Genomic DNA, 23,835 nt, shown 5'->3' on the forward strand with positions numbered 1-23,835 from the left:
CTAATCCTGTTAAGTGAATACCATCACAAGCCAGATTAATAATCCGGCAGTTAAAAATACAGCTAAAAAAATCAGAAGCAAAAACAGAGTGGAACTTTTATCAGTGACCTGCCAGGTTTCCTTATCAATTGAATAATCCCGGAACACCTTCGGATCAATCTTCAGATCGGGCCGGAACATTGATATTCCTTTCAGAAAATGGGCATACAAATGATAACGATTATGTATAACACGTACAGGTAAGCTCATTTCAATCCGTTTTGTCATATGACCTTCTTTTTCATCCTGTACAGAGATTTCAAGAAGGAATCTTAAACCTTTGGAAGTGCTGATGGTGGTGATGTCATAATCCCGGCCGGAAGAAGAAAGCTGGCTGTATAATATTTCTGAAACTACTTGCTGATGAGCATTGTAATAGAAGATTCCGCTGTTATTAATCACGATTTTATGAGCCATTCGTTTTCTTTTGATACCGTAAAACCAGACGGAAGGTATCCAGATCAGACATAGAACCATAAAACAGATGATTACCGGAGTAGTTGTATTTTCCCATCCTCTTTTATAAATTCCGTAAACAGGAAGCGCACCGAAAATAATAAAACAGAATAGCAGAAGCCCATACAACAGACCGCTGATGACCCATGTTGTTAATACATCAATTCTGGATTCAACAGTTGGGAAAAGCTCTTTATGGTTCATTTTTCACTATGCTTAACATGAAAAAGCGAAAATAAGTATTTCCTTTTTTAGTTGCTTAAGGGTGTCAAAAAAATTATCTTTGTTTTTATTAAATTTTTTACAGAAACATAATGGAAAATAGCCGATATCCGAAGTATACTTTCACATGGATCGGAGGTCTTGTTTTACTGGCAGGATTATTTATAGGAACAATGTCAGTTTCTTTTTTTAATCTATTTTGGAAAATCACTTTCAAAGAAAACCTGGAGCTTAAAGAATGGTATCTTATGGTAACTAATGCAGTAGGTTTTCTGACAGCAATTGCTTTCTTTGATTTCTTTATTGTAAGACCTTCCACAGGAAAGAAGCTTAATTTTAATTTTTCCACCACCAATTTCTATACTTACGTTCTCATCTTTCCTATGATGCTCGGAATGATGTTCATTGCAGAATTTACCACTTCGCTTATTCCTATAACAGGTCCGTTTTGGGGGAAATATTATGAATTTTTCTCTCAATTGATGAATCAGCTGACTTTCGAGCCTGTCATGATGATCATTATGACAGTAATCATGGCTCCCATTTTTGAAGAAATTATCTTCAGGGGGATTATCCAGAAAGGATTGATGAACAAAGGAGTAAACCCTAAAAGAGCTATTTTTTATGCATCAGTGATTTTTGGGCTGGTTCATGGAAATCCGTGGCAGTTTGTAGGGGCGGTACTGCTGGGATGTGTTTTGGGGTTGGTATATTATAAGACAAAATCATTGCTGCTTCCTATGCTGCTGCATGCTTTTAATAACCTGTGCTCGGCACTGCTGATAACCTATACTAAAAGCGAAAGCTTTGCTGATGCATTTAAAACTCCGGAATGGGTAATACTTATGGTAGGAACAGTTTTGTTTTCACTGTTTTACTACCTTTTTACAAAAAAATATAAAGTGCATTACGCTGAAATTTAATAAGCAGAGAGAATCAGGATAAAGAAAATTAAGTAAAAATGAATATAGATATGGAATTATTGGTAGCTACACACAACGAGCATAAGAAGGAAGAGATCCAGCAGATCCTGGGTAATGATTTCACTGTAAAAAGCCTTACGGATTATGCTATTCATGAAGAAATTATAGAAGATGGAGACTCGTTTCATGCCAATGCTCTGATCAAAGCAAAATATTGTTTTGAAAAAACAGGGATTCCAAGCCTGGGAGATGACAGCGGGCTTGCTGTTGAAGCATTGGATGGCAGACCCGGAATTTTTTCAGCCCGTTACGCAGGAGATCATGATTTTGCGAAAAACATACAAAAGGTTTTAAATGAAATGGAAGGAACGGAAAACAGAAAAGCTTATTTTATTACTGTTCTCTGCTATTATGACGAAAATGGAGCTAAATATTTTGAAGGAAGAGTCCATGGAAACCTGCTAACAGAAAATAAAGGGCACAAAGGGTTCGGTTATGATCCCATCTTCGTTCCTGAAGGGTACAACAGAACCTTTGCAGAAATGAATCCTGAAGATAAGAACAAAATAAGCCACCGTAAACAGGCCCTGGATCTGTTTCTGGATTTTCTGAAAGTAAAAGATTAATATCAGGCTATAATATGCAATTCCCTTCCGCTGGTTGGGAATTCCTTTTTTATTGAACCGGAAGACATAAAAATACAGAAGTATCTCCACAAAGAATTATTTTTCGGTTTTCTTGTCGTACATTTGTTTATAATAAACTATTGATTTGAGTACTTATTTAACGATACTAGGCTTTAATTCGGCAATTCCTACCATTAATTCTTCGCCCACGGCCCAGCTGCTGGAAATAGAAGAAAGACATTTCCTGATCGATTGCGGAGAAGGAACACAGGTACAGCTGAGAAAAGCCAAAGCAAGGTTTTCAAAGATCAACCATATTTTTATTTCCCATCTTCACGGTGATCATTGTTTTGGATTACCCGGGCTTATTGCCTCTTTTCGTTTGCTCGGGCGGGAAAATCCCCTTCATGTTTATGGTCCGAAAGGAATCAGGAAGATGCTTGAAACTATTTTCCAGATTACAGAAACCCATCGTGGTTTTGAAGTCGTATATCATGAACTGGATAAAGATTATTCAGAAAAAATTTATGAGGACAACAGGGTAGAAGTATATACAATTCCTTTAGACCACAGAATCTATTGTAACGGATATCTTTTCAGGGAAAAACCGAAAGAAAGGCACCTCAATATGAAAGAGATCGCCAAATACAGTGAAATAGAAACCTGTGATTACCATAACCTCAAAGCAGGAAAAGATTTCGTGCTTAGCGATGGATATGTTCTTAAAAACGAAGTGCTTACTGTAGATCCTGCTCCTCCGGTTTCTTATGCATTCTGCAGTGATACGCGCTATCTGGAAAGCGTGATCTCCATCATTAAAAATGTAACCGTTCTTTACCATGAGTCTACTTTTCTTCATGACCTGAAAGAAATGGCAGACTATACAGGTCATTCCACAGCGTTGGAGGCCGCAATGATTGCTCAGAAAGCACAGGTAGGAAAGTTAATTTTGGGGCATTTTTCCAACAGATATGCTGATCTGACGGTGTTTACCGATGAGGCCAGAGCTGTTTTTCCGAATTCTTATCTTCCGAAAGCACTGGAAAGTGTAAAAATTTAAGATCAGTATGCTGAATTTTGAAGAATTAAAAAGTTTTTTAGACGAAAAGGCCGACCGCTATAACACCCCCGATTTTATAGAAAATGACCCGATACAGATCCCGCACCGCTTTTCTTTAAAGCAGGATGTGGAAATTGCAGGATTTCTGGCTGCAACCATCTCCTGGGGAAACCGCAAATCAATCATTAAATCGGCAGAGAAAATGCTTGAAATCATGGGAAATTCTCCATATGATTTCGTCATCAGCCACACGGATAAAGATCTGGAAAGTTTTCAGAATAAAAGTATTCACAGAACATTTAATGGTGAAGACTTTGCTTATTTCATCAGGCAGTTCCGCAAAATTTATAAAGAAAATGAAAGTCTGGAAAATCTGTTTATGCTGAAAGATCAGGAAACCAGCTTTCTGCATGCCATTGAAAGATTCAGAAATGGATTCCTTGAAACAGAAAAGCACAGAAGCCACAAGCATATCAGTTCCCCCTATAAAAACTCTTCCGCTAAAAGAATCATTATGTTTCTGAGGTGGATGGTGAGAAAAGATAAACATGGCGTAGATTTTGGAATATGGAAAAATATTGATCAGAAATATCTGTCTATTCCTTTGGATGTCCATACCGGAAATATTTCGAGAAAACTGGAGTTAATCCAGAGGACACAAAATGACTGGAAAACAGTGGCAGAACTGGATGTTGCTGTCAGAAAATTTGACGAAAATGATCCTGCCAAATATGATTTTGCTTTATTTGGGCTGGGAGTAACCAAAGAACTATTATAAACGAAAAAGGATGAAGAAATACAGCGAAAAAACAGAAGTTTTAGAAAGAATTGCAAACGGAATTACGTGGTGGATTGGTTCTATTCCCTCGCTGATTGTCCATACCTTATTTTTTATAATCTCTTTCCTTCTTCCTCTGCTTCATCTGGTTGAATTTGATAAAATGCTGCTGATTCTTACAACGGTAGTTTCTTTAGAGGCAATTTATCTGGCTATTTTCATTCAGATGTCTGTGAATAAAAGCCATGAGAAAATTGAAGATATTCAGGAAGATATTGAGGATATCCAGGAGGATATTGAAGAAATCAGTGAAGATATCGAAGAAATCAGCGAAGACATTGAGGAAATTAACGAAGATATTGAAGATATTCAGGAAGATATTGAGGAAATCAATGAAGATGAAGAAGATGAAGACCACAATGAAAGAGCTAAAAATGTAATGCTTAAAAGCAATGTGAGTTCAAATAAAAATGAGATTAAAGCATTGAAGGATATTATTGCCCAGCTTCAGAATGAAATTGAACAATTGAAAAAAGATTGAAGACCTTGGTAATACCGTAATTTATAAGAAAGGCCTGTAAAAGGGTCTTTTTTTGTTCTTTTTAATTTTTAAAAAACAATCCCTACTAAATTTGTGGAATATTTAGTGATATAGAATATTATATGGTAAGTTGTTAAAAAAATAATCAAAATACACTTAAATGTGATGTAGTTGAAATATTTTACTAAATTTGAACAAACAAGAATAAAATGTTAGGCTATAGATTAAAAAAATACTTTTTATTTTCAGCATTGCTATTCATATCTGCCGGTGCTTTCGGACAAAATTTACGTAAAAATCCTTTAAAAAAGAATCTTACGACAGAAAGTAAGAAAGCGGGAGCCTTTATAGATGTAAATGTACCTACTTACACTCCTTCAGGCTATACAATAGATGATCTTGTAAAGAAAGTCCTGATTGCAGGAGGGTCTTTATGTGCTGTTCCCAATGTAACCAATGTAACAGTATCTCCCAATCAGCTGCCCTCAGATGCAGACAGAGCATGGGGGTATTTTCACAAAGGAACAACCAATTTTCCTTTTACGGACGGTCTTGTTCTTGTATCAGGAAAAGCAAGAAAAGCAGGAAACGGACCGGAATCTGATGTGCTGTCTGATGTAGTTGAAGGAGGAGGACTGAACGATCCGGACCTTGTGGCAGCCGTTGACCCTCCGGATGACCTCAAAGATGTGGTTGCTGTGGAATTTGATTTCGTGCCCAACAGTACTCAGGTGAAATTTAATTATTTGTTTGCTTCTGAAGAATATACCAGCGGATATCCCTGCGGGAATTTTGCAGACAGTTTTGCTCTTCTTCTAAAAAAAGCAGGGGATCCCACATATACCAATCTTGCAGTTCTTCCCAATGGAGCAGGACCTGTAAGCGTTACTAATATTGTTCCACAGGGAGTAGGTTGTGATAATGAAACAAAGAATGAAGAATATTTCGCAGGATTGAATAACCCCTCAATAGAAACAAACTTTATAGGAAGAACCATTCCTCTTAAAGCAACTGCTACGGTTATTCCGGGGCAAACGTACCATTTTAAACTGGTTCTGGCAGATGCATCAGATCAGAGATATGATTCAGCCGTATTTATCCAGGGAGGCTCTTTTGATATCGGAATGACCATTGTTGACGGAAACGGAAATCCGCTTGGAGAAACAATTAACATGTGTGATAACACTCCACAGATCCTAAAAGCACAGGTAGTTGCTGCTCCGGGGACAACTTATAGATGGTATAAGAACGGAGACTTTATTCCTTACGCAACCAATCCTACCTATGTAGCAACTTCGCCTGGAATTTATGAAGTCAGAACCTATGTAGGGACTACAGAATGCCAGAAAGCAACCATTACCATTGTTGGCGGAACTTCTCCTCTGGTACAGAGCGCTACCATGAAACTTTGTGCTACTCCTGCTGCGAGTACTTTTAATCTGGAAGATGCCAAACCGCTGATCAGCACTACAGCCGGAGCTACATTCCGTTTTTATGCCAGCCAGACAGATGCCGCAGCTCAGAATAACAATTTTATTACCAATCTTACAAACTATAACGGAACCGATAATCAGGTAATCTATGTGGTAGTGAAAAATGGAGGATTCTGCAGTAAAACGACTACCCTTACTTTAAGACGGGAAGAAACGCCGGTCGTACAGCTTGATGCCCCAAGATTAAAAATATGTGCCGGGGAAACTTTAGTTCTTACAGCTTCCGGAGGAGTGACATACCAATGGGATGATACCTCTTCAAAAGTAGGTGTACGAACAGTAAGCCCAACACAAACCACTACCTATACAGTATATGCAATCGGAGCTCAGGGTTGTAAATCATTGCAGCCTGCCAGAATAACCATTGAAGTAGTTCCGGCTATTGTTTCCACGCTAAAAGGCGGCCATATCTGCGTAGGCGATATGATCCTTCTTGATGCAGGGGCCGGGCCGGGATATACCTATGAGTGGAATACAGGAGAAACCACACGGGCAATTACTGTAGGAACTCCCGGAGAATATACGGTAAAGATCAGCAATGGTGTATGCTCCAAAGAATTTAAAGCCCAGGTAATTCGTGCAGTGGTACCGCAGATTATCAAAGTAGATTATAACGACAGCGGAACAATGGTTCTTACAGCGAGCAATCCAAGTAACGGAACATTAGAGTATTCAGTGGATAATGGCTTTACATGGCAGTCTTCTAATGTCTTTACTAACGTTCCTAAAAACAAAGTGATTACCATCCGTGTTAAAGTGAAGAATACAAGCTGTGAAGGATATTTAGAATACTTTACGTTCGTTATGAAAAATGTAATCACACCTAACGGGGATAAAGTGAATGATATCATAGACTTCAGCGGAGTAAGTGATTATAAAGACTTCAAAGGATTTGTTTTTGACCGCTACGGAAGAGAAGTGTTTAGAGCAGAAAAAGTACGTACATACTGGGATGGGTATTTCCAGGGAAAACGACTTCCTACCGCCTCTTACTGGTATCAGGTTACCTTTGAGGATCCTGCAAGCAAACAGCTGACCGTGAAAACAGGCTGGATTCTGCTTAAGAATATCGAATAATAACTTGTTTTTAAATAGACAAAAGCTGGCATATTGGCCAGCTTTTTTTATGGATTTTACAATAAAGGAAGTTTTTATTGTAAAATAAGTAAAGTTGTATTAATGATAATGTAAGTTGTATTTGATGAAGTTTAAATTAAAAAAAATAGTATTTTTGTTTAAAATAATATAAAATGTTAAATAGGAGAAGCAGAAATTTATTTTTTGCATTATTTTTTGCATTAATAGGAAGCTTTGTCTTTTCGCAGACCAGAAAAGGGGTGGGTATTGCTAACCGGCCCTCTTCAGCGTCCATGAAGGCAGGGGCTTTTATTGATGTAAACACGCCCAATTATCCTGAATCCAGCTACGGTATTACACAGCTAATAAAAGATGTGTTAGTGTCTGATGGAGGCTGCTCTACTTCTAATATAAGTAATGTAAGTGTATCTCCTAATTTATCTGCAACCAATGCTAACCGCAGCTGGGGATATTTTAATAAGGCAACAACTAATTTTCCGTTTGCAAATGGAATAATTCTTTCAACAGGATATGCTGCAAAAGCAGGTAACAGCTTTCAGACTCCCTTAGAGGATGAGCTTTCTACTATGGGTGATACTGATCTTGCTGCAGCTTTGAATGTTTCTAACAGTTCCCTGAGAGACGCTACCTATATAGAATTCGATTTTGTACCGACATCCACACAGATAAAATTTAGATATTTATTTGCATCTGCCGAATATCAGCAAAGTTTTCCATGCCAAATCACCGATGGTTTTGCTTTATTACTGAAAAAGGCAGGGGATCCTACCTATACCAATCTAGCTGTCCTTCCTAATAATGCTGGCCCGGTGAGTGTTACCAATATTCACCCTACTATCACAATTCCTCCTGGATGCGGTCCTAAAAATGAAGCTTATTTCGGAGGATTGAATACTCCTCAGATTGAAACTAATTTTAATGGACGTACTGTTCCTTTAACGGCTGTAGCTACTGTAGTACCTGGCCAAACCTATCATTTCAAAATGGTTCTGGCTGATTATGCTGATTATAAATATGATTCTGCTGTTTTTCTTGAAGCGGGATCATTTGATATCGGGGTGAGCATTTTAGATCCCGCAGGAGTTCAGCTTCCTGCCTCGGTTAATATGTGTGATAATGCACCTCAGACTTTTACAGCTTCTGTACAGGCGCCTAATGTAACCTATCAGTGGTATCTGGGCAGCGATCCTATTCCAGGAGCAACCAATCCCAGCTATACTGCTACACAACCGGGAGTATATAGTGTAAAAGTATATGTTCAGGGGAATACATGTCCGGGAACTGCAACGATAACCGTTGTAGGAGGGACTTCTCCTACAGTACAGAATGCTACACTGACTGTTTGCTACGGACCGGGAAATGTAGTGTTTAATCTGCCTTCAGCACAGCCTTCTATCAGTACAACCCCGGGTGCAACCTTTTCTTATTATCTGAATCAGGCTGATGCTATTGCAGGAAATGCCAGCACAATTCCAAGCCCGGCTACTTATTCCAGTCCGGGAGGGCAAACCGTATATGTCCGGGTAATGAATGGTTTCTGCTCCAAAGTAGCAGAGTTACAACTGGTAAAAGCTCCACAGATGACAGCTTCGGCCGCTCCTCCGGCAGTATTGACCTGTACGAACTCACAGATTACCTTGAACGCTTCTGCTTCTGTTTATCCTGCCGGATCTACATTCAGCTGGACTACAACAGGAGGTAATATTGTTTCAGGAGGTAATACACTAACTCCCGTAATTAATGCACCGGGAACCTATACGCTAACAATTTCAAACACTTACCAGCCTGGAAATATAACCTGTACGGCAGTTACTAATGTAACCGTAACAGGGGATAGTGCCCCTCCCGTTACAGGTCTTACAGCAAGTAAAATACAGATCTGCAACGGAGAGTCTGTCATTTTAACGGCTTCCGGCGGAGTTACCTATAACTGGACCGGCCTTCCGGGAACAGGAAATACACAGACCGTAACCCCTGCAACAACGACTACCTATACCGTTGCTGCGGTAGGCGCAAACGGATGTGTATCCCAGAATCCGGCGACAATTACAATTGAAGTTTCAAATCCGATAACTGTACAGAATGCCGTGCTGCATAAATGTTATGCACCGGGACTTACTTATGATCTTACAACAGCACAGAGTCAGATCACCACGGTTGCAGGAGTTACTTTTACCTACTACGTGCTTCAGGCTGATGCGCTTGCTGAAAATAATAATACCATCCCGAATCCTACCATCTATGCACCTCCGGGTAATCAGACGATATATGTCCTTGTAAAAAATGGAGGATGTCATTATGTAGTTTCCCTGCAATTACTAAGAACTGCTGAAACAACGCTTACTATTGAAGCCCCTCAGACTGTTACCTGTACGACCCCTCAGGTTACTTTAAATGCAGGTGGTTCAGTAGTTCCGGCAGGTTCAACTATTGCCTGGACAGCAGCGGGAGGAGGAACTATTGTATCCGGAGCCAATACGCTTACACCGGTGGTAAGTACAGGAGGTACCTATACACTTACAGTAACCAATGTATCTCAGCCGGGGAATCTAAGCTGTACCTATACAGCCAATGTAACCGTAACACAAGATACAACCCGCCCGACAGCTGCATTGGTGTCATCACAACCAAGAATATGTTTAGGTGAATCTGTAACGCTCACTGCTTCCGGCGGGGTAACGTATAACTGGGGGAACGGGCTTACCGGAAATGGAAGTACCCAGGTAGTTTCTCCTACCATGACCACTGTATATACCGTACATGCTGTGGGGGCTAACGGGTGTATTTCTGCTACCCCTGCAACAGTAACGGTTGTAGTAGGACCTCCTATTGCAGGTATTGCAGCTTCCAAATCAAAAATATGTGCCGGTGAATCTGTGACGCTTACTGCTACGGGAGGCTTTACCTATGAATGGGACGGGCTTCCTGGTAATGGAAATACTCAGATTGTTACACCTGCCGTTACAACAACGTATTCTGTTTATGCATTAGGAGGAAACGGATGTCGTTCAACACAACCTGCTACAGTGAAGATTGAGGTGGTGCCGGCCATTGTCTCTACATTGGCAGATGTTTCAGTCTGTGCTGGAGATACCGGAACATTAGATGCCGGAGCCGGACCAAGCTATACATATCTGTGGAGTACAGGAGCTACTACCCAAACCATATCTACCAATGTTCCGGGTACATACAGTGTTACCATTAGTAACGGGGTATGCTCTAAAACATTCTCTGCCCAATTATTGAATCCGGATCTTCCGCAGTTTACCAACGTGTTGTATGAAAATCATGTTCTTACCCTTATTTCAAGCAACCCAACAGGCGGTGCTTTGGAATATTCTATAGACGGAGGAATCACCTGGCATGGATCCAATGTATTTACCAATATTCTGGATAATACCAATTACCGCCTGATGGTAAGGGTAAAAGGAGCAAAATGTGGTTCTACCCTGGAATTCTTTACATTTGTTATCAATAATGCCATTACCCCGAACATGGATGGTATTAATGATACAATAGATTTTACAGGAGTTAGCGGGTATAATAATTTTGCAGCTTCAATTTTTGACAGATATGGAGCAGAAGTGTTCAAGGCGAAAAAAGGAGATGCAATATGGAGAGGCTCCCTGAAGGGAATTAATCTTCCTACGGGAACGTATTGGTATAAACTCCAATGGGAACATCCTGCAAGTAAGAAACTGGAGCAACGCTCAGGTTGGATATTATTGAAAAACAGAAATTAATTAAATATAAATTATTCGCAAAAAATCTTTCAGAAATGAAAGATTTTTGTGTTTTTACCGGATATCATGTATTGCTGTAATTTGAAAAATAATACAGGAAAAATCTCTTTTTAACAAATAGATGAAATATAAATTCTTAAACACGATTGGTAAGATCTAAAATACTGTCTCACAATCAGGTGAAAACATTGTTTTCGATTTTCTGAATTTGTATTCCATGAAAAAATCAACATTTTCTTCTATTTAATGATGATTTGTAAAGGGGCATGGGAATTTATTATTAAATATTTTCACTTTGTTATTTTGTAATTTTCGTGTAAAAAAGTTAAATATGTGTATGACATGTTTAAAAAAAAATTAAATTTGTTGAAACAAAAGTATTATGAGAAGAATTCTATCTGTTTTTTATTTATTCCTTTTAGTCGTCCCGGCTTTTTTATTTTCACAAACTCCACAGCCCCGCAAGCCTGGAAAGATTCAGTCAACTGAACAATCCCGGAGAGCAGGGAATTTTATTGATGTGAATGCAGCTGGCTACGCTGAAAGTAATTATTCCATCACACAATTGGTAAAAGATGTTCTGATCTCTTCCGGAACCAATACCTGTGTGACTCCAACTGTAAATAATGTTAAAATAACCCCTAATCATGCTGTTACGAATAATAACAGATCCTGGGGATACTTCCATAAAGGAACTACAAATTTCCCCTTTAAAGATGGTATTGTACTTTCTACAGGATATGCGAGAGAAGCCGGGAATAGTTTTGTAGATGGGCTTAATGCCAATAACGGCGGAGGAACGGATTCTGATCTTGCTCAGGCTATCGGATCTACAGGAACACTTGCTGATGCGGTTCTTCTTGAATTTGATTTCGTACCTACGACTTCCCAGATTAAATTTAATTATCTCCTTGCTTCTGAAGAGTATTACAGCACCTTTCCATGTGATTATTCGGATGCTTTTGCCATATTATTGAGACCTACATCTGGGGGACCATACCAGAATATGGCTATACTTCCGGCAGGGGCCGGTCCTGTGAGTGTTACCAATATACGTCCTGCAATATCGGGGTTTGGAGGCTGTCCAGCTGTTAACGAACAATATTTTGCCGGTTACAATACCACTAATATTGAAACTAACTTTAACGGTAGAACTGTTCCCCTTACCGCTACTGCAACTGTAATTCCTGGTCAGGAATATCATTTTAAAATGGTTATTGCAGATTATACTCCATATTCTAGTCCCGATCACGTTTATGACTCTGCTGTATTTCTGGAAGGCGGATCCTTCAATATCGGAGTAGAACTTTTAGATCCAAGTGGAGCAACACTTCCTTCAGATATTAACGTCTGTGATAATGTACCACAGGTGATTACTGCTTCTGTAAGTGATCCTAACCTTTTATACCAATGGTATCATAATGGAAATCCGGTTCCCGGAGCTACTTCAAATACCATTACGGCAACACAGCCCGGAACTTATACCATTGAAGTAAGTGTACCCGGTAACCCTTGCCCTGGGAAGGCTACTATAGAAATTCACGGAGGAACTACACCTCTGGCACAGGATGCTACACTGCTTCTTTGTGCTACACCCGATATAACCACTTTCGATTTAACCAATGCCATGTCTTCGATAAGTCCTACTCCGGGAGCGGTATTCAGGTTTTACGAAAATCAGGCTGATGCCATTGCCAGGAATGAAAACTATATCCAGAATGTACTGAACTATAATGGTACGGATGGGCAGATCCTATACACGGTAGTGTCAAATGGCGGTTTCTGCAGCAAAATGATAGAGCTGAAGCTGGCGAAAGAAACAACACCTGTAGCAGGAGTAAAATCCTCAAGGATTAAAATATGCCCGGGAGAAACAGTAACCCTTACCGCAGAAGGAGGTGCGTCTTATCAATGGACCAATTTCTTAGGAACAGGGAATACACAGACTGCTACGCTTTACCAGACCACTACATTCACGGTATATGCTCTTGGACCTAAAGGCTGCCGTTCATTAAATCCGGCTACCATTACAGTAGAAGTTACACCGGAACTTACTTCCCCTCTCAAAGATGTGGAAATGTGTCTGGGCGACCGTGTTATACTGGATGCAGGTGCCGGCCCGAACTATAAATACCTATGGAATACCGGAGCTACTACCCAGACGATCCTTGCCAGCGACTGGGGAGTTTATACAGTAGAGGTAGATAACGGATTCTGTAAAAAAATCTTTACTGCTAAAGTAGGAGGAGCTGCTGTTCCTTTTGTAACTGCTGCCAATTATGAAAGTGCTAAGAAAACCCTGACTGTTATTGCTGAAAATCCTATGATGAATAATACGACAAGCAGTCTGGAATATTCTATTGATAACGGAATTTCATGGCAGGATTCCAATGTATTCACCAACCTGCTGGATAATACCAATTATACGATTATGGTAAGAAGAGTGGGGACGCATTGTGTAGGTACATTTGAATTCTTTACCCTTCAGATTAACAATATCATCACACCTAATGATGACGGAATCAATGATGTGCTTGATCTGAAATCTCTGGGTGACTTCAAGAACTTTACAGGATCAATTTTCGACAGATACGGTGTAGAAATGTTCCGTTTCTCCAAGGAGATGCCTGTGTGGAACGGAACGGTAGGAGGTAAGAGACTTCCGACTGCGACGTACTGGTATAAATTCAACTTTGAATATCCTAAGTCTAAAGTTCAGATGAACTGGTCCGGATGGATCATGCTGAAGAATAGAGAATAATATAGAATAATCTATCATAAAAAAAGCCTTTCAGATTAATCTGAAAGGCTTTTTGTTTATCTGTTTTCTTTCCAGAGATTGGCAAAGCTTATAAAATCAAGGACACTCAGTTCCTCTGCTCTTTTGTCTAAAAACTCATGGGTTTTTAAAGCTTCAGGAATTTCCAGAACCTTCAGAGAATTTGAAAGCTTCTTTCTCCTTTGATTAAATCCGGCTTTTACAATTTTTTTAAAGAGAACCTCATTCCCGGCCAGACCTTCTTTTGGGTTTCTTGTCAGTCTGATTACTCCTGATTTAACTTTCGGAGGCGGATTAAAAACGTTTTCATGTACTGTAAAAAGATAGGAGACATCATAATAAGCCTGTATCAGAACGGAAAGAATTCCATAGTCCTTGGTTCTGGGAACCGCTGCTGTTCTTTCTGCAACTTCCTTTTGAAACATTCCTACCATTTCCGGGATCAGCTCATAATGATCTATAATCTGGAATAATATCTGAGAAGAAATATTATAGGGGAAATTACCGATAATAGCAATCTGCTCACCATTCACAAATTGAAAATCCTGCTTCAGGAAATCGCCCACAAATGTATTCTCTGTGATTTTCGGATAATTGTTTTTAAGATACTCTATAGATTCGGTATCAATTTCTGCGAGATAGACGTTCTGATCCTTTTCGAGAAGGTATTTGGTAAGGACACCCATTCCGGGGCCAACTTCCATCACCTTATTATAGTTCTCAAAACTAAGACCTTCCACAATCTTTCTTGCGATATTTTCATCTGTCAGAAAGTGCTGTCCCAGATGTTTTTTTGCTTTTACACTCAAAGTTTTTTATGATTTTATTAACAATGATTTTCTTTATTTCGTCCCAAATTTCGGAAGTTTTTTTCTATTTTAGCCAAAAATTTTAATATTAATGGCTAAATCTGTAGAAGAGTTTAATAAGAAAAGGCTTCGGTCCAGCAATATTACAGTAGTGATAAGTATTGCCCTGGTGTTATTTTTGCTGGGTTTGATGGGACTTATTCTGATCAATGCACAAAAGTATTCAGACTATCTTAAAGAACAACTTGTTGTAAACGCATATTTTGATGAAAACTATGATGTAAAAGATTCAGCTAAAATTTTAAAACAGGAAAGTGATGCTGTTCAGCAGATCCAGAAGCTGGAATCGGTGAAGCGTACGACCTATATTTCCAAAAAAATGGCTTCTGCGGAAGCTAAGAAAAGCTTAGGGGTAAACAGTGAGGCTCTTTTTGAAGATGATATTTTTCCTGCGTCTGTAGAAATTACTTTAAAACCGGAATATACAGATTCGGCTAAAATCGGAAAAGTGCTTACAGAAATTAAATCGGTGCCGGGAATTGTAGATGTGAAAAATGATTCCGATTCTCAGAAAATTTATGATAAGCTGAATCAGATTCTTAAGTGGATCCTGGCGTTCTGTATTTTATTCCTGATTCTGGCCATTGTATTGATTAATAACTCAATCAGGCTAAAAGTATTTTCAAAAAGGTTTATTATTAAAACCATGCAGCTGGTAGGAGCGAAGCGTAGATTTATTCTTATTCCTTTCATCAAAGAAGCACTTATTCTTGGAGTATTAGGGGCTATACTCGGATTACTGGCATTATTCGGACTTTGGTATTATTTTACAACCACAATAAAAACACCTTTCGTACAGGATACCAATCAGTATGTATGGCTGGTAGTACTGGTATTTGGAGTGGGTATTTTCATCAGTGTATTAAGTACAATCATTGCAACATGGAGATTCTTAAGATCCAATGTTGACGATTTATATTATTCTTAACATGAGCAAAAAAACAAATAAATTTTCCGCTTCAGCGTTTGGCAAGGAAACCGAAGTTCCACAGGAAAATACTTTTTATTTTGGACAGCAGAACTTCAAATGGATGCTGATAGGGCTTGCATTTATCGTTGTAGGATTCCTTCTGATGATGGGCCCGGATGCCAACACAGTAGATGGCAAATTCGATCCTAATTCATGGAACGACGGCATTTTCTCTATCCGCAGAATCAGAATTGCACCGTTATTTGTCGTAATTGGTTTTGCAATAGAAGTTTATGCAATTTTGAAGAGAAAGTAATTGATAAAATCTTTATTAGGAGATTAAGAAATTAAGAGATTCATGCATTGGCTGTGAGTCTCAAAATCTCTTAATCTTTTAATTTTTTTTACAGACACAACACATATGGATTTAATTAAAGCAATTATTATTGCTATTATTGAAGGGCTTACAGAGTACCTTCCGATTTCGTCTACAGCACACATGGGTTTCACGGCTAACCTCCTTGGATTACCGGATGATGAATTTCTGAAAATGTTTCAGGTGTCTATTCAGTTTGGTGCTATTTTATCTGTGGTAGTGGCTTATTGGAAAAAATTCTTTGACCTGAATAACATCCAGTTTTATTTCAAACTTGGTTTTGCAGTGGTTCCTGCATTGGTTTTAGGATATCTGTTTGATGATAAAATAGAAGCGGTTCTTGGAAATCAGATTGCCATTTCTTCCGTATTGGTACTGGGAGGTGTTGTTCTCTTATTTGCTGATCAATGGTTTAAAAATCCGAAAATTGATGATGAAAAAGGGATTACAGTAAGAAAAGCAATTACCATCGGGGTCTGGCAGTGTCTGGCCATGATGCCGGGTACAAGCCGTAGCGCAGCTTCCATCATTGGAGGAATGACACAGGGGCTTACAAGAAAGGCGGCAGCAGAATTTTCATTTTTCCTTGCTGTTCCTACCATGCTTGCCGTAACAGTATATTCTGTTTTCCTTAAAACATGGGGTAAAGAAACGGCAAATCCACAAAAAGGATATGAAATGATCATGGCTTCTCAGGATCACATCATGATTTTTATTGTAGGAAATATTGTAGCATTTATTGTAGCCCTTATCGCTATCAAAGCATTCATAGGTGTTCTTAATAAATATGGTTTTAAGCCTTGGGGCTGGTATCGTATCTTTGTTGGAATTGCCTTGTTGATCTATTTCTATTTCTTTAAATAAATGAAAGGGAATATCTTAAAAATACTGGCAGTATCCGGTTGTGTAATTTCCTGTTCGCCGGCACATACCTTATTCGTGAAGAACAATACCAATGAAAGACTGGATTTTTTTGTTGAATTGAAAGAGAAAAGTCAGGTTAAAGAGCTTCTGATTTGTAAAGAACTGGTTCCGGATGAAAAGCTCGAAAGTAAAGCCTTTATCAATTATTATAAGGAAGGGAAATGCTATCATCAGGCGATTAATGCCATCAATAATAAAAGCTATAAATTTACTCTGCCTGTAAATTATACCATCAATATTGCACCCAATAATTCCGTTTATCCTTTTAAAGCTATCTATTATATGAGGGGGGATATCAAATGCTTTATCAATATGGGTACTTCCGCAGACTGCCGGCAGAAAACAAGCCAGCAGCCGGGTTTAGTAAATATTACAGAAATTTTAGAATAATGACAGCTGAAGAACTGCAATCAGGATATATATTTTTATTGGATAAGCCTCTGGACTGGACTTCTTTCCAGGCTGTCAATAAAATGAAATATAAACTCAAAAGAGAATTTGGTCTTCCTAAAAAATTTAAAATAGGACATGCCGGAACTCTTGATCCCAGAGCTACGGGCCTGCTTATTGTATGCTGCGGAAAATTCACCAAGAAAATCCCCGAAATACAGGATGCTCCCAAAGAATACTGGACAGAGATTAAAGTAGGTGTACAGACGGAATCATATGACACGGAAAAACCTGAAATTCTTCATCAGGATATTTCACATATTTCAGAGGAAATGATCCGTGAGGCCCTTGATAAGTTTGTTGGGGAAATAGAGCAGAAGCCCCCTGTATATTCAGCAATAAAAATAGATGGTGAGAGAGCTTACAATCTTGCAAGAGCAGGTGAAGAGGTGGAAATGAAGTCCAGAAAGACCACCATATTTTATATTAAAGATATTAAGGTTGAACTTCCGCTGGTGAGCTTTATGGTAGGTTGCTCTAAGGGAACTTATATCCGGAGCCTGGCACATGATATAGGGCAGGAGCTTGGTGTTGGAGCTTATCTTACCCAGCTCAGACGAACAAAAATAGGAGAGTATACCGTTGAAAATGCTACTTCAGATTATTTGGATAACGAATTCAGATTTGAAAATATAAGATGAGAAATTTATTTCTGTTGGGATTAATGCTTTCTTCCGCCTTGTTTTTTTCACAGGATACGGAAACCGGGAAATCCAAAATGGACTTTTATTTCAATCCGGCACTGAATATAGGGTATAATGCGGGATATAAAGAGCGGGAAGTTAATAATTCCCAATATATTCAGAACAGGCATTTAGGTAAAATCACTTATGGAATTACGGCAATAGGCGGTTATAATTTTCTTCCTAACTTTGCAGTCGGAACCGGCCTGAGATATAATTTTGTAGAGGATAATAATCATTTGGTGTACTGGATGATTCAGCCTAAGATCATATTTACACCGGGAGACCGCCCTTTTTATATTGATCTGAATTATGGTAAACAGATCAATCATTCAGCGGTTTCTAATTCTGAGCTTTGGGGAGTAAGGCTGGGAATGATGGTTTCTTATTCTAAAAGGCTAAGCCAGGAAGGCGGAATTATATTGGAAGGACAAAAAATAAAAGGAGATTCTAATGCTTTTTTCATTGGATTAAGTTATGGAATCACCATTTTCAGCAATAAAAATTATACCGGTTACGGGGAAGATTAATGGAAAAAACACGCATCAATAAATATCTGTCAGAAGTAGGGTACTGTTCAAGAAGAGCGGCAGATAAGCTTTTGGAAGAAGGGAGAATAACCATTAACGGGAAGGTTCCGGAACTGGGAACCAAAGTTTCTGATGAAGACCTTGTAGAAGTAGATGGAAAGCCAATTCGTGAACCTCAGGATAAGCCTGTGTATATTGCATTCAACAAGCCGGTAGGAATCGTCTGCACCACAGATACAAAGCGTGAAAAAAATAATATCGTAGATTACATCAGCCATCCGAAGAGAATCTTCCCGATCGGAAGGCTGGATAAGCCCAGTGAAGGCCTGATCCTGCTGACCAGTGACGGTGATATCGTCAACAAAATCCTCAGGGCAAGGAATAACCACGAAAAAGAATATCTTGTCCGTGTAGATAAGCCTATCACTCCGAAGTTTCTGGAAAAAATGAGAAATGGGGTTCCTATTCTGGATACCGTTACCAGAAAATGTGAAGTAGAAAAGATTGACGATATGAACTTCCGTATCATTCTTACCCAGGGACTGAACAGACAGATTCGCAGAATGTGCGAATACCTCGGCTATGACGTGAAAAAACTGAAACGTATCCGCATCATGAATATCAAGCTGGATCTGCCGGTTGGAAAATGGAGAGATTTAACAGATCAGGAGCTTTCAACGCTTAATCTGCTGCTTGAAGATTCCAGTAAGACAGTGGATTAAGAATTTTCATTTTATATTTATTCCGACTTACTTAATATACAACCTCATCCTCGCTTCATATTCCGGTTTCAGCTTCAGTAATTTCCATATTTTTTTGTCATCCGTATTGCTGATGCGGTAAAATATAATTTTGTCTGCAGAATACTTAAAATAGGGATGGTTTTTCAGCCATTCTTCAGGAGCATTAGTTAAAGTATACTGGGGAACATCTGAAGAATTCAGAGGGCATATGGAAATCAGTTTCTGAACCTTTTCTTTGTCAATATTATAGGTTTCAAGGATTTGCTCTTTAGTCATAAAGCCTCCCAGTTTCTTGCGGAAGCCGATGATGTATCCTGCGCTTTTTTCATCCAGCCCGAACTCGATGAGCTGTTTAAAATTTATAATATTCAGATCAGTTTTTGAGAAATCGGTTTTTTCTTGTTGTTTCACGGGTACAGAACTCAGTTGGATGTAAGGCTTCAGTTCCTGGAACTTTTCAGGGGAAATAACAAAACACTTTTGAATATTCTCAAGATTTCTGAAATTCCCATTAAGATTCCGGTCACGATAATTAACGATTGTAGCAGCCTGTTTTTCAGAAAATCCAAGCGCTTTCCATCCGTCCTGGTTTAAAGTATTAGGGTCAAACATACGGTATCGGATTTGTACAGCATCACTTCTTTCTGAATTTTTGAAATGATCCGGAGCTTTTGCGGGAAGCATCAGATACGGTTCAAGCTTACCATACACCTCATCAGAAATAATAAAGCATTCTTTGAATTTTTCCTTACTGATAAAGCTTCCCCCCAGATAATTTTTATATTTTATAATTGCCTGCGCCTGTCTCTCACTGAAGCCTATCTGTTGCCAGTTTCCGGCAGAAAAGTGGTCCGGGTTGAATGTTTTGGAAATGCTGATTTCCTGTTTTCTGAAATCTTTATCATGATTGTTATCCGAAAGTAGAAGATAAGGTTCTAATGCTGCGAATTTTTCCGGAGAAACGGCATAACATTTTTTGAACTGGTCCTTAGAGGTAAATCCGCCAATCATCTTTTTATAACGAAGAATCGTAGCTGCCTGTTTCTCTGAAAAACCCAGCTTCTGCCATTGTTTTTCATCTAAAGAATTGGGATCAAAATCAGAAAGGCCGGCGGAAACTGAAGCTTCGGAGATAAACCTGATCTTTGGGAAATTTGTTTTTTCTCTGTTGATATAGTGCTGGAAGACCATAAGGACAATCAGCAGCATTCCCATGAATGCCAGCTTTCGGTAATAACTTTTTCTCATCATAGTCTAAACTTATTAATAAAAATAAGCTGAGGCAATGGGTAATTATAAAATGAGTGTTTTTATACTACAGATACAATATAGCTGCTTGAAATTATAAATCAGAATATAAGGATATTATTGAATGGTTTAATATCAATCTACTGAATTATTTACACGGGTAAGGGACGAAGAGTGTCAGAAATATGAAAAAACGGGATTTTACTCCGGATTATCAGCTAAAGACTCCTTCAGTTTAATGAGTTCAGCCTTTACAAATTCAAGACGGTCAATTAAAGTAACAGTTTCAGATATTTTGCTGTTGGTCGTTAAAGCAATCCTTGCGCCATCCAGAGTATATCCTTTTTCTTTTACCAGGTGATAGATCATCTGAAGATTTTTGATGTCTTCCGGTGTGAAATAACGGTTTCCTTTTTTATTTTTTTTAGGCTTAATAATAGGGAATTCCTGCTCCCAATAACGTATTAATGAAGTGTTTACGTCAAATGCTTTGGCCACTTCTCCAATGGAATAATACAGCTTATCAGGTAGATTTATTTTCATGTGATGAATCCTAAAGCCCAAAGATAAAAATTTTTCAAAATCAGATGCAAATATCTGAGGTCAAATCTCCCTAAATATATTCTCAGAGTGGATTTAATCAGGTTTTATTAATAAATCCCAGTTGGGGACAGGAGTTTCTGATTGATACAGGTTTGACCCCAGATACCGTGGTTAATCTGTTGTTCCTATGAAGTTGGGTAGAGGTATTACCGGTTCTTTTCGGTGAAAGCTTGTGTTTTGACTTTGTTTATAGTATTTTTATATCATAAAACAGCATCGCCGATTATCCTGTAATGAATTCTATTTCTGTTCTTCATATTAACCTTTTCCAATCCGGTAGAAATTCTTCTGATTTTTATTTCAATACGCTGAAAGATCATCTCGTTCTGGGACATCGCCATATTGAAAAACCTCACAGGCATGATTTTTATGCAGCTGTTCTTTTTACACAGGGAACTGGTGTTCATGAAATCGATTTTCATAAATATGAGGTTTCAGCAGGAAGTCTTTTCTTTTTGTCTCCCGGACAGATCCACAGCTGGGAACTTTCAGATGATATTGACGGGTACATTTTTTTTAGCTCACAGGAGTTTTATGAAATGCATTATGTGAACCAGAAGCTTAGGAACTTTCCATTCTTCGGTTCTGTATCCTTTCCAAGAAAGCTTCAACTGGGCCGTGAGGAACTTGAAAAAAAAATTCTTTTGTTTCAGGAGCTGGAAAACGAACATCATGGAAAGCTTCTTATGAAAGAAGGTAGTATTCTTTCGCTGATGTCACGGATCTTTATCAATGCAGCCAGACTTTTTTCAAAGGACCTTGATACCCTTTCTTCTTCGGCAGGACTGTCCTATTTTAAACATTATCAGGATTTTGAGGATCTTGTAGAAGAGCATTTTACCCATCAGAAATCCATTACTTATTATGCATCCCTGTTGGGAATATCTCCAAAGCATTTAAACAGAGTGGCGCAGACAACGGTTCAGAAAACAGCAACAGAAGTAATTACCGGAAGAGTAGTACTGGAAGCCAAAAGAATGCTGATGTATCTGGATGAAAGTCTTGTAGAAATTGCTTTCAGGTTAGGATACGAAGAATATTCATACTTTGTAAGAGTCTTCCGGAAAAGCTCCGGAATGACCCCTACTCAGTTTATGAGGAAATATAAGGCTTAATGGTTTTAAAGTCAAAGTTTAAGGTTGTTTCCGGGATTTCTGTTCATATTCCGGATTTAATTTTTGCTTACAATACCAGCTTAAATGGGCCCTCAAAAGTCGTATCAAACGAATCTACCAGCGTTCCCTTTTCATCAAAAACTCCGATAACCATATTCTGTTTAGAAAGCTTAATATCCTCTTCAGGAAAGGAAATATTAATGTTACCTTTTAAAATTTCATCGCCTTTGAGAATAATTTTTTCAGACCCGAAATAGGTAATCTCCGCATTGGAAGGACTGATAACTCTGATGTAGAGTATTTTTTTCTCATTGGATTTGTTTAAAAGAGTATAAATAAACGTATTCGTGATCTTACCGTTTTTAACAAAGAAAGTAGAACCTGCAGGTTTAATGAATTTGGCTTCCATAGAACCACGGTCGTACATTAAAAATCCGAGGAATCCAATAAGAAGGGCAAGAATTACTGTAGTAGCTTTCATTCTTGATGTAAACCTGAATTTCTCACGGTTCTCAATCTCAGATTCTGTGGCATAGCGGATCAGTCCCTTAGGAAGCCCTACTTTTTCCATGACCTCATCACAGGCATCAATACAGGCTGTACAGTTCACACATTCCAGCTGTTGTCCGTTTCTGATATCAATACCCGTAGGACATACCACTACACACTGGTGGCAATCGATACAGTCTCCCTTTCCGGCTGCTTTCCGGTCTTCATTATTTCTCCATTTTGAACGGCCTTCTCCTCTTCTGAAATCATAATACACATTGATGGTCTGTTTATCAATCAGAACTCCCTGGAGTCTTCCGTACGGACAAACCAGCGTACATACCTGTTCCCGGAGCCATGCAAAAACAAAATAGAAAGTCAGTGTAAAAAAGATCATCGTGATGAACTTTAATGGATGTTCAGAAGGTCCTTCACGCATAATCTGGAAAACCTGTTCATATCCTACAATATACATGAACATGAAAGTTGATATGATTAATGAAATCAAAAGAAATACACCCCATTTTGTGGCTCTCTTTCTGACCTTTTCAGCATTCCATTCCTGTCGGTCCAGTTTCATCTGCTTATTCCGGTCGCCTTCTATCCAGTATTCAATTTTACGGAAAACCATTTCCATGAAAAGGGTTTGCGGACAGAGCCAGCCACAGAATATTCGTCCGAAAACTACGGTAAACAGCATCACAAAGATGACAGAGGTTACGGCTCCCAGTGCAAGGATAAAGAAATCCTGCAGGTAAAAAGGCTGTCCTAATATGAAAAACCTTCTGTCAATCACATTAATCAGCAAAAAAGGATTACCGTTTATTTTTAGAAAAGGAATGCCGAAGAACAGAGCCAGCAGCACATAGCTGGTGTAATTCCTGTAATTGGTATACTTTCCTTTAGGTTTTCGTGGGAATACCCATTTTCTTTTCCCGGTTTCATCCATGGTTCCCACCGAATTTCTGAATTCTTCATTTTCTGTTTCGGTGAATTTGCTGTTGCCTGATTCTGCACTCATTGCTTTACCTTGTTAAATTAAAAAAGTAGTAAGGGAATATTTAAGGCCGGATCAATTTGTTTTCAGTCCGTTTTTATAAAGGGAAATTTCGTTGAGCTCCTGCCTGTGCAAAGGTC

General features: G+C 38.7%; 21 protein-coding genes. 16 read left to right on the forward strand and 5 right to left on the reverse strand.

Features of this window, described 5'->3' with window-relative positions; all coding sequences use genetic code 11:
• Positions 1-9: 9 nt before the first annotated feature.
• Complete coding sequence (locus AOB46_RS04755) at positions 10-699, reverse strand: hypothetical protein (protein ID WP_062696930.1); 690 nt, start codon at positions 697-699, stop codon at positions 10-12.
• A 110-nt stretch (positions 700-809) separates the two neighbouring features.
• On the opposite strand from AOB46_RS04755, the gene AOB46_RS04760 reads away from it, so the two are divergent.
• The 8 genes from AOB46_RS04760 (at position 810) to AOB46_RS04795 (ending at position 13,740) form a co-directional block, all read left to right on the forward strand.
• Complete coding sequence (locus AOB46_RS04760) at positions 810-1,640, forward strand: CPBP family intramembrane glutamic endopeptidase (protein ID WP_062696931.1); 831 nt, start codon at positions 810-812, stop codon at positions 1,638-1,640.
• Between the two features lie 38 nt (positions 1,641-1,678).
• Positions 1,679-2,266, forward strand: coding sequence for an RdgB/HAM1 family non-canonical purine NTP pyrophosphatase (rdgB, locus tag AOB46_RS04765; RefSeq protein ID WP_410470263.1), 588 nt, complete (start codon positions 1,679-1,681; stop codon positions 2,264-2,266).
• Between the two features lie 145 nt (positions 2,267-2,411).
• Entirely contained in the window at positions 2,412-3,326 is a 915-nt protein-coding gene (locus AOB46_RS04770) for a ribonuclease Z (protein WP_062696932.1), read from the forward strand.
• A gap of 7 nt (positions 3,327-3,333) precedes the next feature.
• On the forward strand, positions 3,334-4,104 hold the full coding sequence (locus AOB46_RS04775) for a TIGR02757 family protein (protein ID WP_062696933.1): 771 nt from the start codon (positions 3,334-3,336) through the stop codon (positions 4,102-4,104).
• A 10-nt stretch (positions 4,105-4,114) separates the two neighbouring features.
• Complete coding sequence (locus tag AOB46_RS04780; protein WP_062696934.1) at positions 4,115-4,645, forward strand: DUF1003 domain-containing protein; 531 nt, start codon at positions 4,115-4,117, stop codon at positions 4,643-4,645.
• A gap of 209 nt (positions 4,646-4,854) precedes the next feature.
• Positions 4,855-7,215 carry a choice-of-anchor L domain-containing protein gene (locus AOB46_RS04785; protein ID WP_062696935.1) on the forward strand — a complete coding sequence of 787 codons (2,361 nt, stop codon included), beginning with the start codon at positions 4,855-4,857 and terminating at the stop codon, positions 7,213-7,215.
• A 173-nt stretch (positions 7,216-7,388) separates the two neighbouring features.
• Positions 7,389-10,979: a choice-of-anchor L domain-containing protein gene (locus AOB46_RS04790; RefSeq protein WP_062696936.1), complete on the forward strand. Its 3,591-nt coding sequence runs from the start codon at positions 7,389-7,391 to the stop codon at positions 10,977-10,979.
• A gap of 382 nt (positions 10,980-11,361) precedes the next feature.
• A complete protein-coding gene (locus tag AOB46_RS04795; protein WP_062696937.1) occupies positions 11,362-13,740 on the forward strand; it encodes a choice-of-anchor L domain-containing protein in 2,379 nt (792 codons plus the stop codon).
• Positions 13,741-13,796: 56 nt separating this feature from the next.
• On the opposite strand, the gene rsmA is transcribed toward AOB46_RS04795, so the two are convergent.
• Positions 13,797-14,567: a 16S rRNA (adenine(1518)-N(6)/adenine(1519)-N(6))-dimethyltransferase RsmA gene (gene rsmA, locus AOB46_RS04800; RefSeq protein ID WP_062696938.1), complete on the reverse strand. Its 771-nt coding sequence runs from the start codon at positions 14,565-14,567 to the stop codon at positions 13,797-13,799.
• A 91-nt stretch (positions 14,568-14,658) separates the two neighbouring features.
• Between rsmA and AOB46_RS04805 the strand changes: the two genes are divergently transcribed.
• From AOB46_RS04805 to rluF, 7 genes are all read left to right on the forward strand, one after another.
• Complete coding sequence (locus tag AOB46_RS04805; RefSeq protein ID WP_062696939.1) at positions 14,659-15,555, forward strand: cell division protein FtsX; 897 nt, start codon at positions 14,659-14,661, stop codon at positions 15,553-15,555.
• A 1-nt stretch (position 15,556) separates the two neighbouring features.
• Complete coding sequence (locus AOB46_RS04810; RefSeq protein ID WP_062696940.1) at positions 15,557-15,853, forward strand: DUF3098 domain-containing protein; 297 nt, start codon at positions 15,557-15,559, stop codon at positions 15,851-15,853.
• 105 nt (positions 15,854-15,958) lie between these two features.
• Entirely contained in the window at positions 15,959-16,777 is an 819-nt protein-coding gene (locus AOB46_RS04815) for an undecaprenyl-diphosphate phosphatase (RefSeq protein WP_062696941.1), read from the forward strand.
• Complete coding sequence (locus AOB46_RS04820) at positions 16,778-17,227, forward strand: hypothetical protein (RefSeq protein WP_062696942.1); 450 nt, start codon at positions 16,778-16,780, stop codon at positions 17,225-17,227.
• Positions 17,227-17,928, forward strand: coding sequence for a tRNA pseudouridine(55) synthase TruB (gene truB / locus AOB46_RS04825; RefSeq protein ID WP_062696943.1), 702 nt, complete (start codon positions 17,227-17,229; stop codon positions 17,926-17,928). Before AOB46_RS04820 ends, truB begins: the two co-directional genes overlap by 1 nt.
• A complete protein-coding gene (locus tag AOB46_RS04830) occupies positions 17,925-18,500 on the forward strand; it encodes a hypothetical protein (protein ID WP_062696944.1) in 576 nt (191 codons plus the stop codon). The genes truB and AOB46_RS04830 overlap by 4 nt, the downstream gene beginning before the upstream one ends.
• Positions 18,500-19,222, forward strand: coding sequence for a 23S rRNA pseudouridine(2604) synthase RluF (gene rluF / locus AOB46_RS04835; RefSeq protein WP_062696945.1), 723 nt, complete (start codon positions 18,500-18,502; stop codon positions 19,220-19,222). Before AOB46_RS04830 ends, rluF begins: the two co-directional genes overlap by 1 nt.
• A gap of 27 nt (positions 19,223-19,249) precedes the next feature.
• On the opposite strand, the gene AOB46_RS04840 is transcribed toward rluF, so the two are convergent.
• Both AOB46_RS04840 and AOB46_RS04845 read right to left on the reverse strand, forming a co-directional pair.
• Complete coding sequence (locus AOB46_RS04840; RefSeq protein WP_062696946.1) at positions 19,250-20,494, reverse strand: helix-hairpin-helix domain-containing protein; 1,245 nt, start codon at positions 20,492-20,494, stop codon at positions 19,250-19,252.
• A 198-nt stretch (positions 20,495-20,692) separates the two neighbouring features.
• Positions 20,693-21,034 carry a MerR family transcriptional regulator gene (locus AOB46_RS04845; RefSeq protein ID WP_062696947.1) on the reverse strand — a complete coding sequence of 114 codons (342 nt, stop codon included), beginning with the start codon at positions 21,032-21,034 and terminating at the stop codon, positions 20,693-20,695.
• A gap of 293 nt (positions 21,035-21,327) precedes the next feature.
• Between AOB46_RS04845 and AOB46_RS04850 the strand changes: the two genes are divergently transcribed.
• The gene (locus tag AOB46_RS04850; protein ID WP_062696948.1) at positions 21,328-22,209 is read left to right on the forward strand and encodes an AraC family transcriptional regulator; all 882 of its coding nucleotides are present in this window, start codon (positions 21,328-21,330) and stop codon (positions 22,207-22,209) included.
• A 67-nt stretch (positions 22,210-22,276) separates the two neighbouring features.
• Here AOB46_RS04850 and ccoG read toward each other — a convergent pair whose 3' ends face one another.
• A complete protein-coding gene (ccoG, locus tag AOB46_RS04855; protein ID WP_062696949.1) occupies positions 22,277-23,719 on the reverse strand; it encodes a cytochrome c oxidase accessory protein CcoG in 1,443 nt (480 codons plus the stop codon).
• Between the last annotated feature and the right edge of the window lie 116 nt (positions 23,720-23,835).

The organism is Chryseobacterium indologenes (genome assembly GCF_001295265.1).
Lineage (GTDB): Bacteria > Bacteroidota > Bacteroidia > Flavobacteriales > Weeksellaceae > Chryseobacterium > Chryseobacterium indologenes_A.

Bases quoted from the DNA above. Each gene is read 5' to 3' on its own strand.
- AOB46_RS04785 (WP_062696935.1), top strand. From the start codon at position 4,855: ATGTTAGGCTATAGATTAAAAAAATACTTTTTATTTTCAGCATTGCTA.
- AOB46_RS04840 (WP_062696946.1), bottom strand. From the start codon at position 20,494: ATGATGAGAAAAAGTTATTACCGAAAGCTGGCATTCATGGGAATGCTG.
- truB (WP_062696943.1), top strand. From the start codon at position 17,227: ATGACAGCTGAAGAACTGCAATCAGGATATATATTTTTATTGGATAAG.
- AOB46_RS04820 (WP_062696942.1), top strand. From the start codon at position 16,778: ATGAAAGGGAATATCTTAAAAATACTGGCAGTATCCGGTTGTGTAATT.
- AOB46_RS04845 (WP_062696947.1), bottom strand. From the start codon at position 21,034: ATGAAAATAAATCTACCTGATAAGCTGTATTATTCCATTGGAGAAGTG.
- rluF (WP_062696945.1), top strand. From the start codon at position 18,500: ATGGAAAAAACACGCATCAATAAATATCTGTCAGAAGTAGGGTACTGT.
- rdgB (WP_410470263.1), top strand. From the start codon at position 1,679: ATGAATATAGATATGGAATTATTGGTAGCTACACACAACGAGCATAAG.
- AOB46_RS04850 (WP_062696948.1), top strand. From the start codon at position 21,328: ATGAATTCTATTTCTGTTCTTCATATTAACCTTTTCCAATCCGGTAGA.
- ccoG (WP_062696949.1), bottom strand. From the start codon at position 23,719: ATGAGTGCAGAATCAGGCAACAGCAAATTCACCGAAACAGAAAATGAA.
- AOB46_RS04815 (WP_062696941.1), top strand. From the start codon at position 15,959: ATGGATTTAATTAAAGCAATTATTATTGCTATTATTGAAGGGCTTACA.
- AOB46_RS04755 (WP_062696930.1), bottom strand. From the start codon at position 699: ATGAACCATAAAGAGCTTTTCCCAACTGTTGAATCCAGAATTGATGTA.
- AOB46_RS04760 (WP_062696931.1), top strand. From the start codon at position 810: ATGGAAAATAGCCGATATCCGAAGTATACTTTCACATGGATCGGAGGT.
- AOB46_RS04775 (WP_062696933.1), top strand. From the start codon at position 3,334: ATGCTGAATTTTGAAGAATTAAAAAGTTTTTTAGACGAAAAGGCCGAC.
- AOB46_RS04790 (WP_062696936.1), top strand. From the start codon at position 7,389: ATGTTAAATAGGAGAAGCAGAAATTTATTTTTTGCATTATTTTTTGCA.
- AOB46_RS04810 (WP_062696940.1), top strand. From the start codon at position 15,557: ATGAGCAAAAAAACAAATAAATTTTCCGCTTCAGCGTTTGGCAAGGAA.
- AOB46_RS04780 (WP_062696934.1), top strand. From the start codon at position 4,115: ATGAAGAAATACAGCGAAAAAACAGAAGTTTTAGAAAGAATTGCAAAC.
- AOB46_RS04805 (WP_062696939.1), top strand. From the start codon at position 14,659: ATGGCTAAATCTGTAGAAGAGTTTAATAAGAAAAGGCTTCGGTCCAGC.
- AOB46_RS04795 (WP_062696937.1), top strand. From the start codon at position 11,362: ATGAGAAGAATTCTATCTGTTTTTTATTTATTCCTTTTAGTCGTCCCG.
- AOB46_RS04830 (WP_062696944.1), top strand. From the start codon at position 17,925: ATGAGAAATTTATTTCTGTTGGGATTAATGCTTTCTTCCGCCTTGTTT.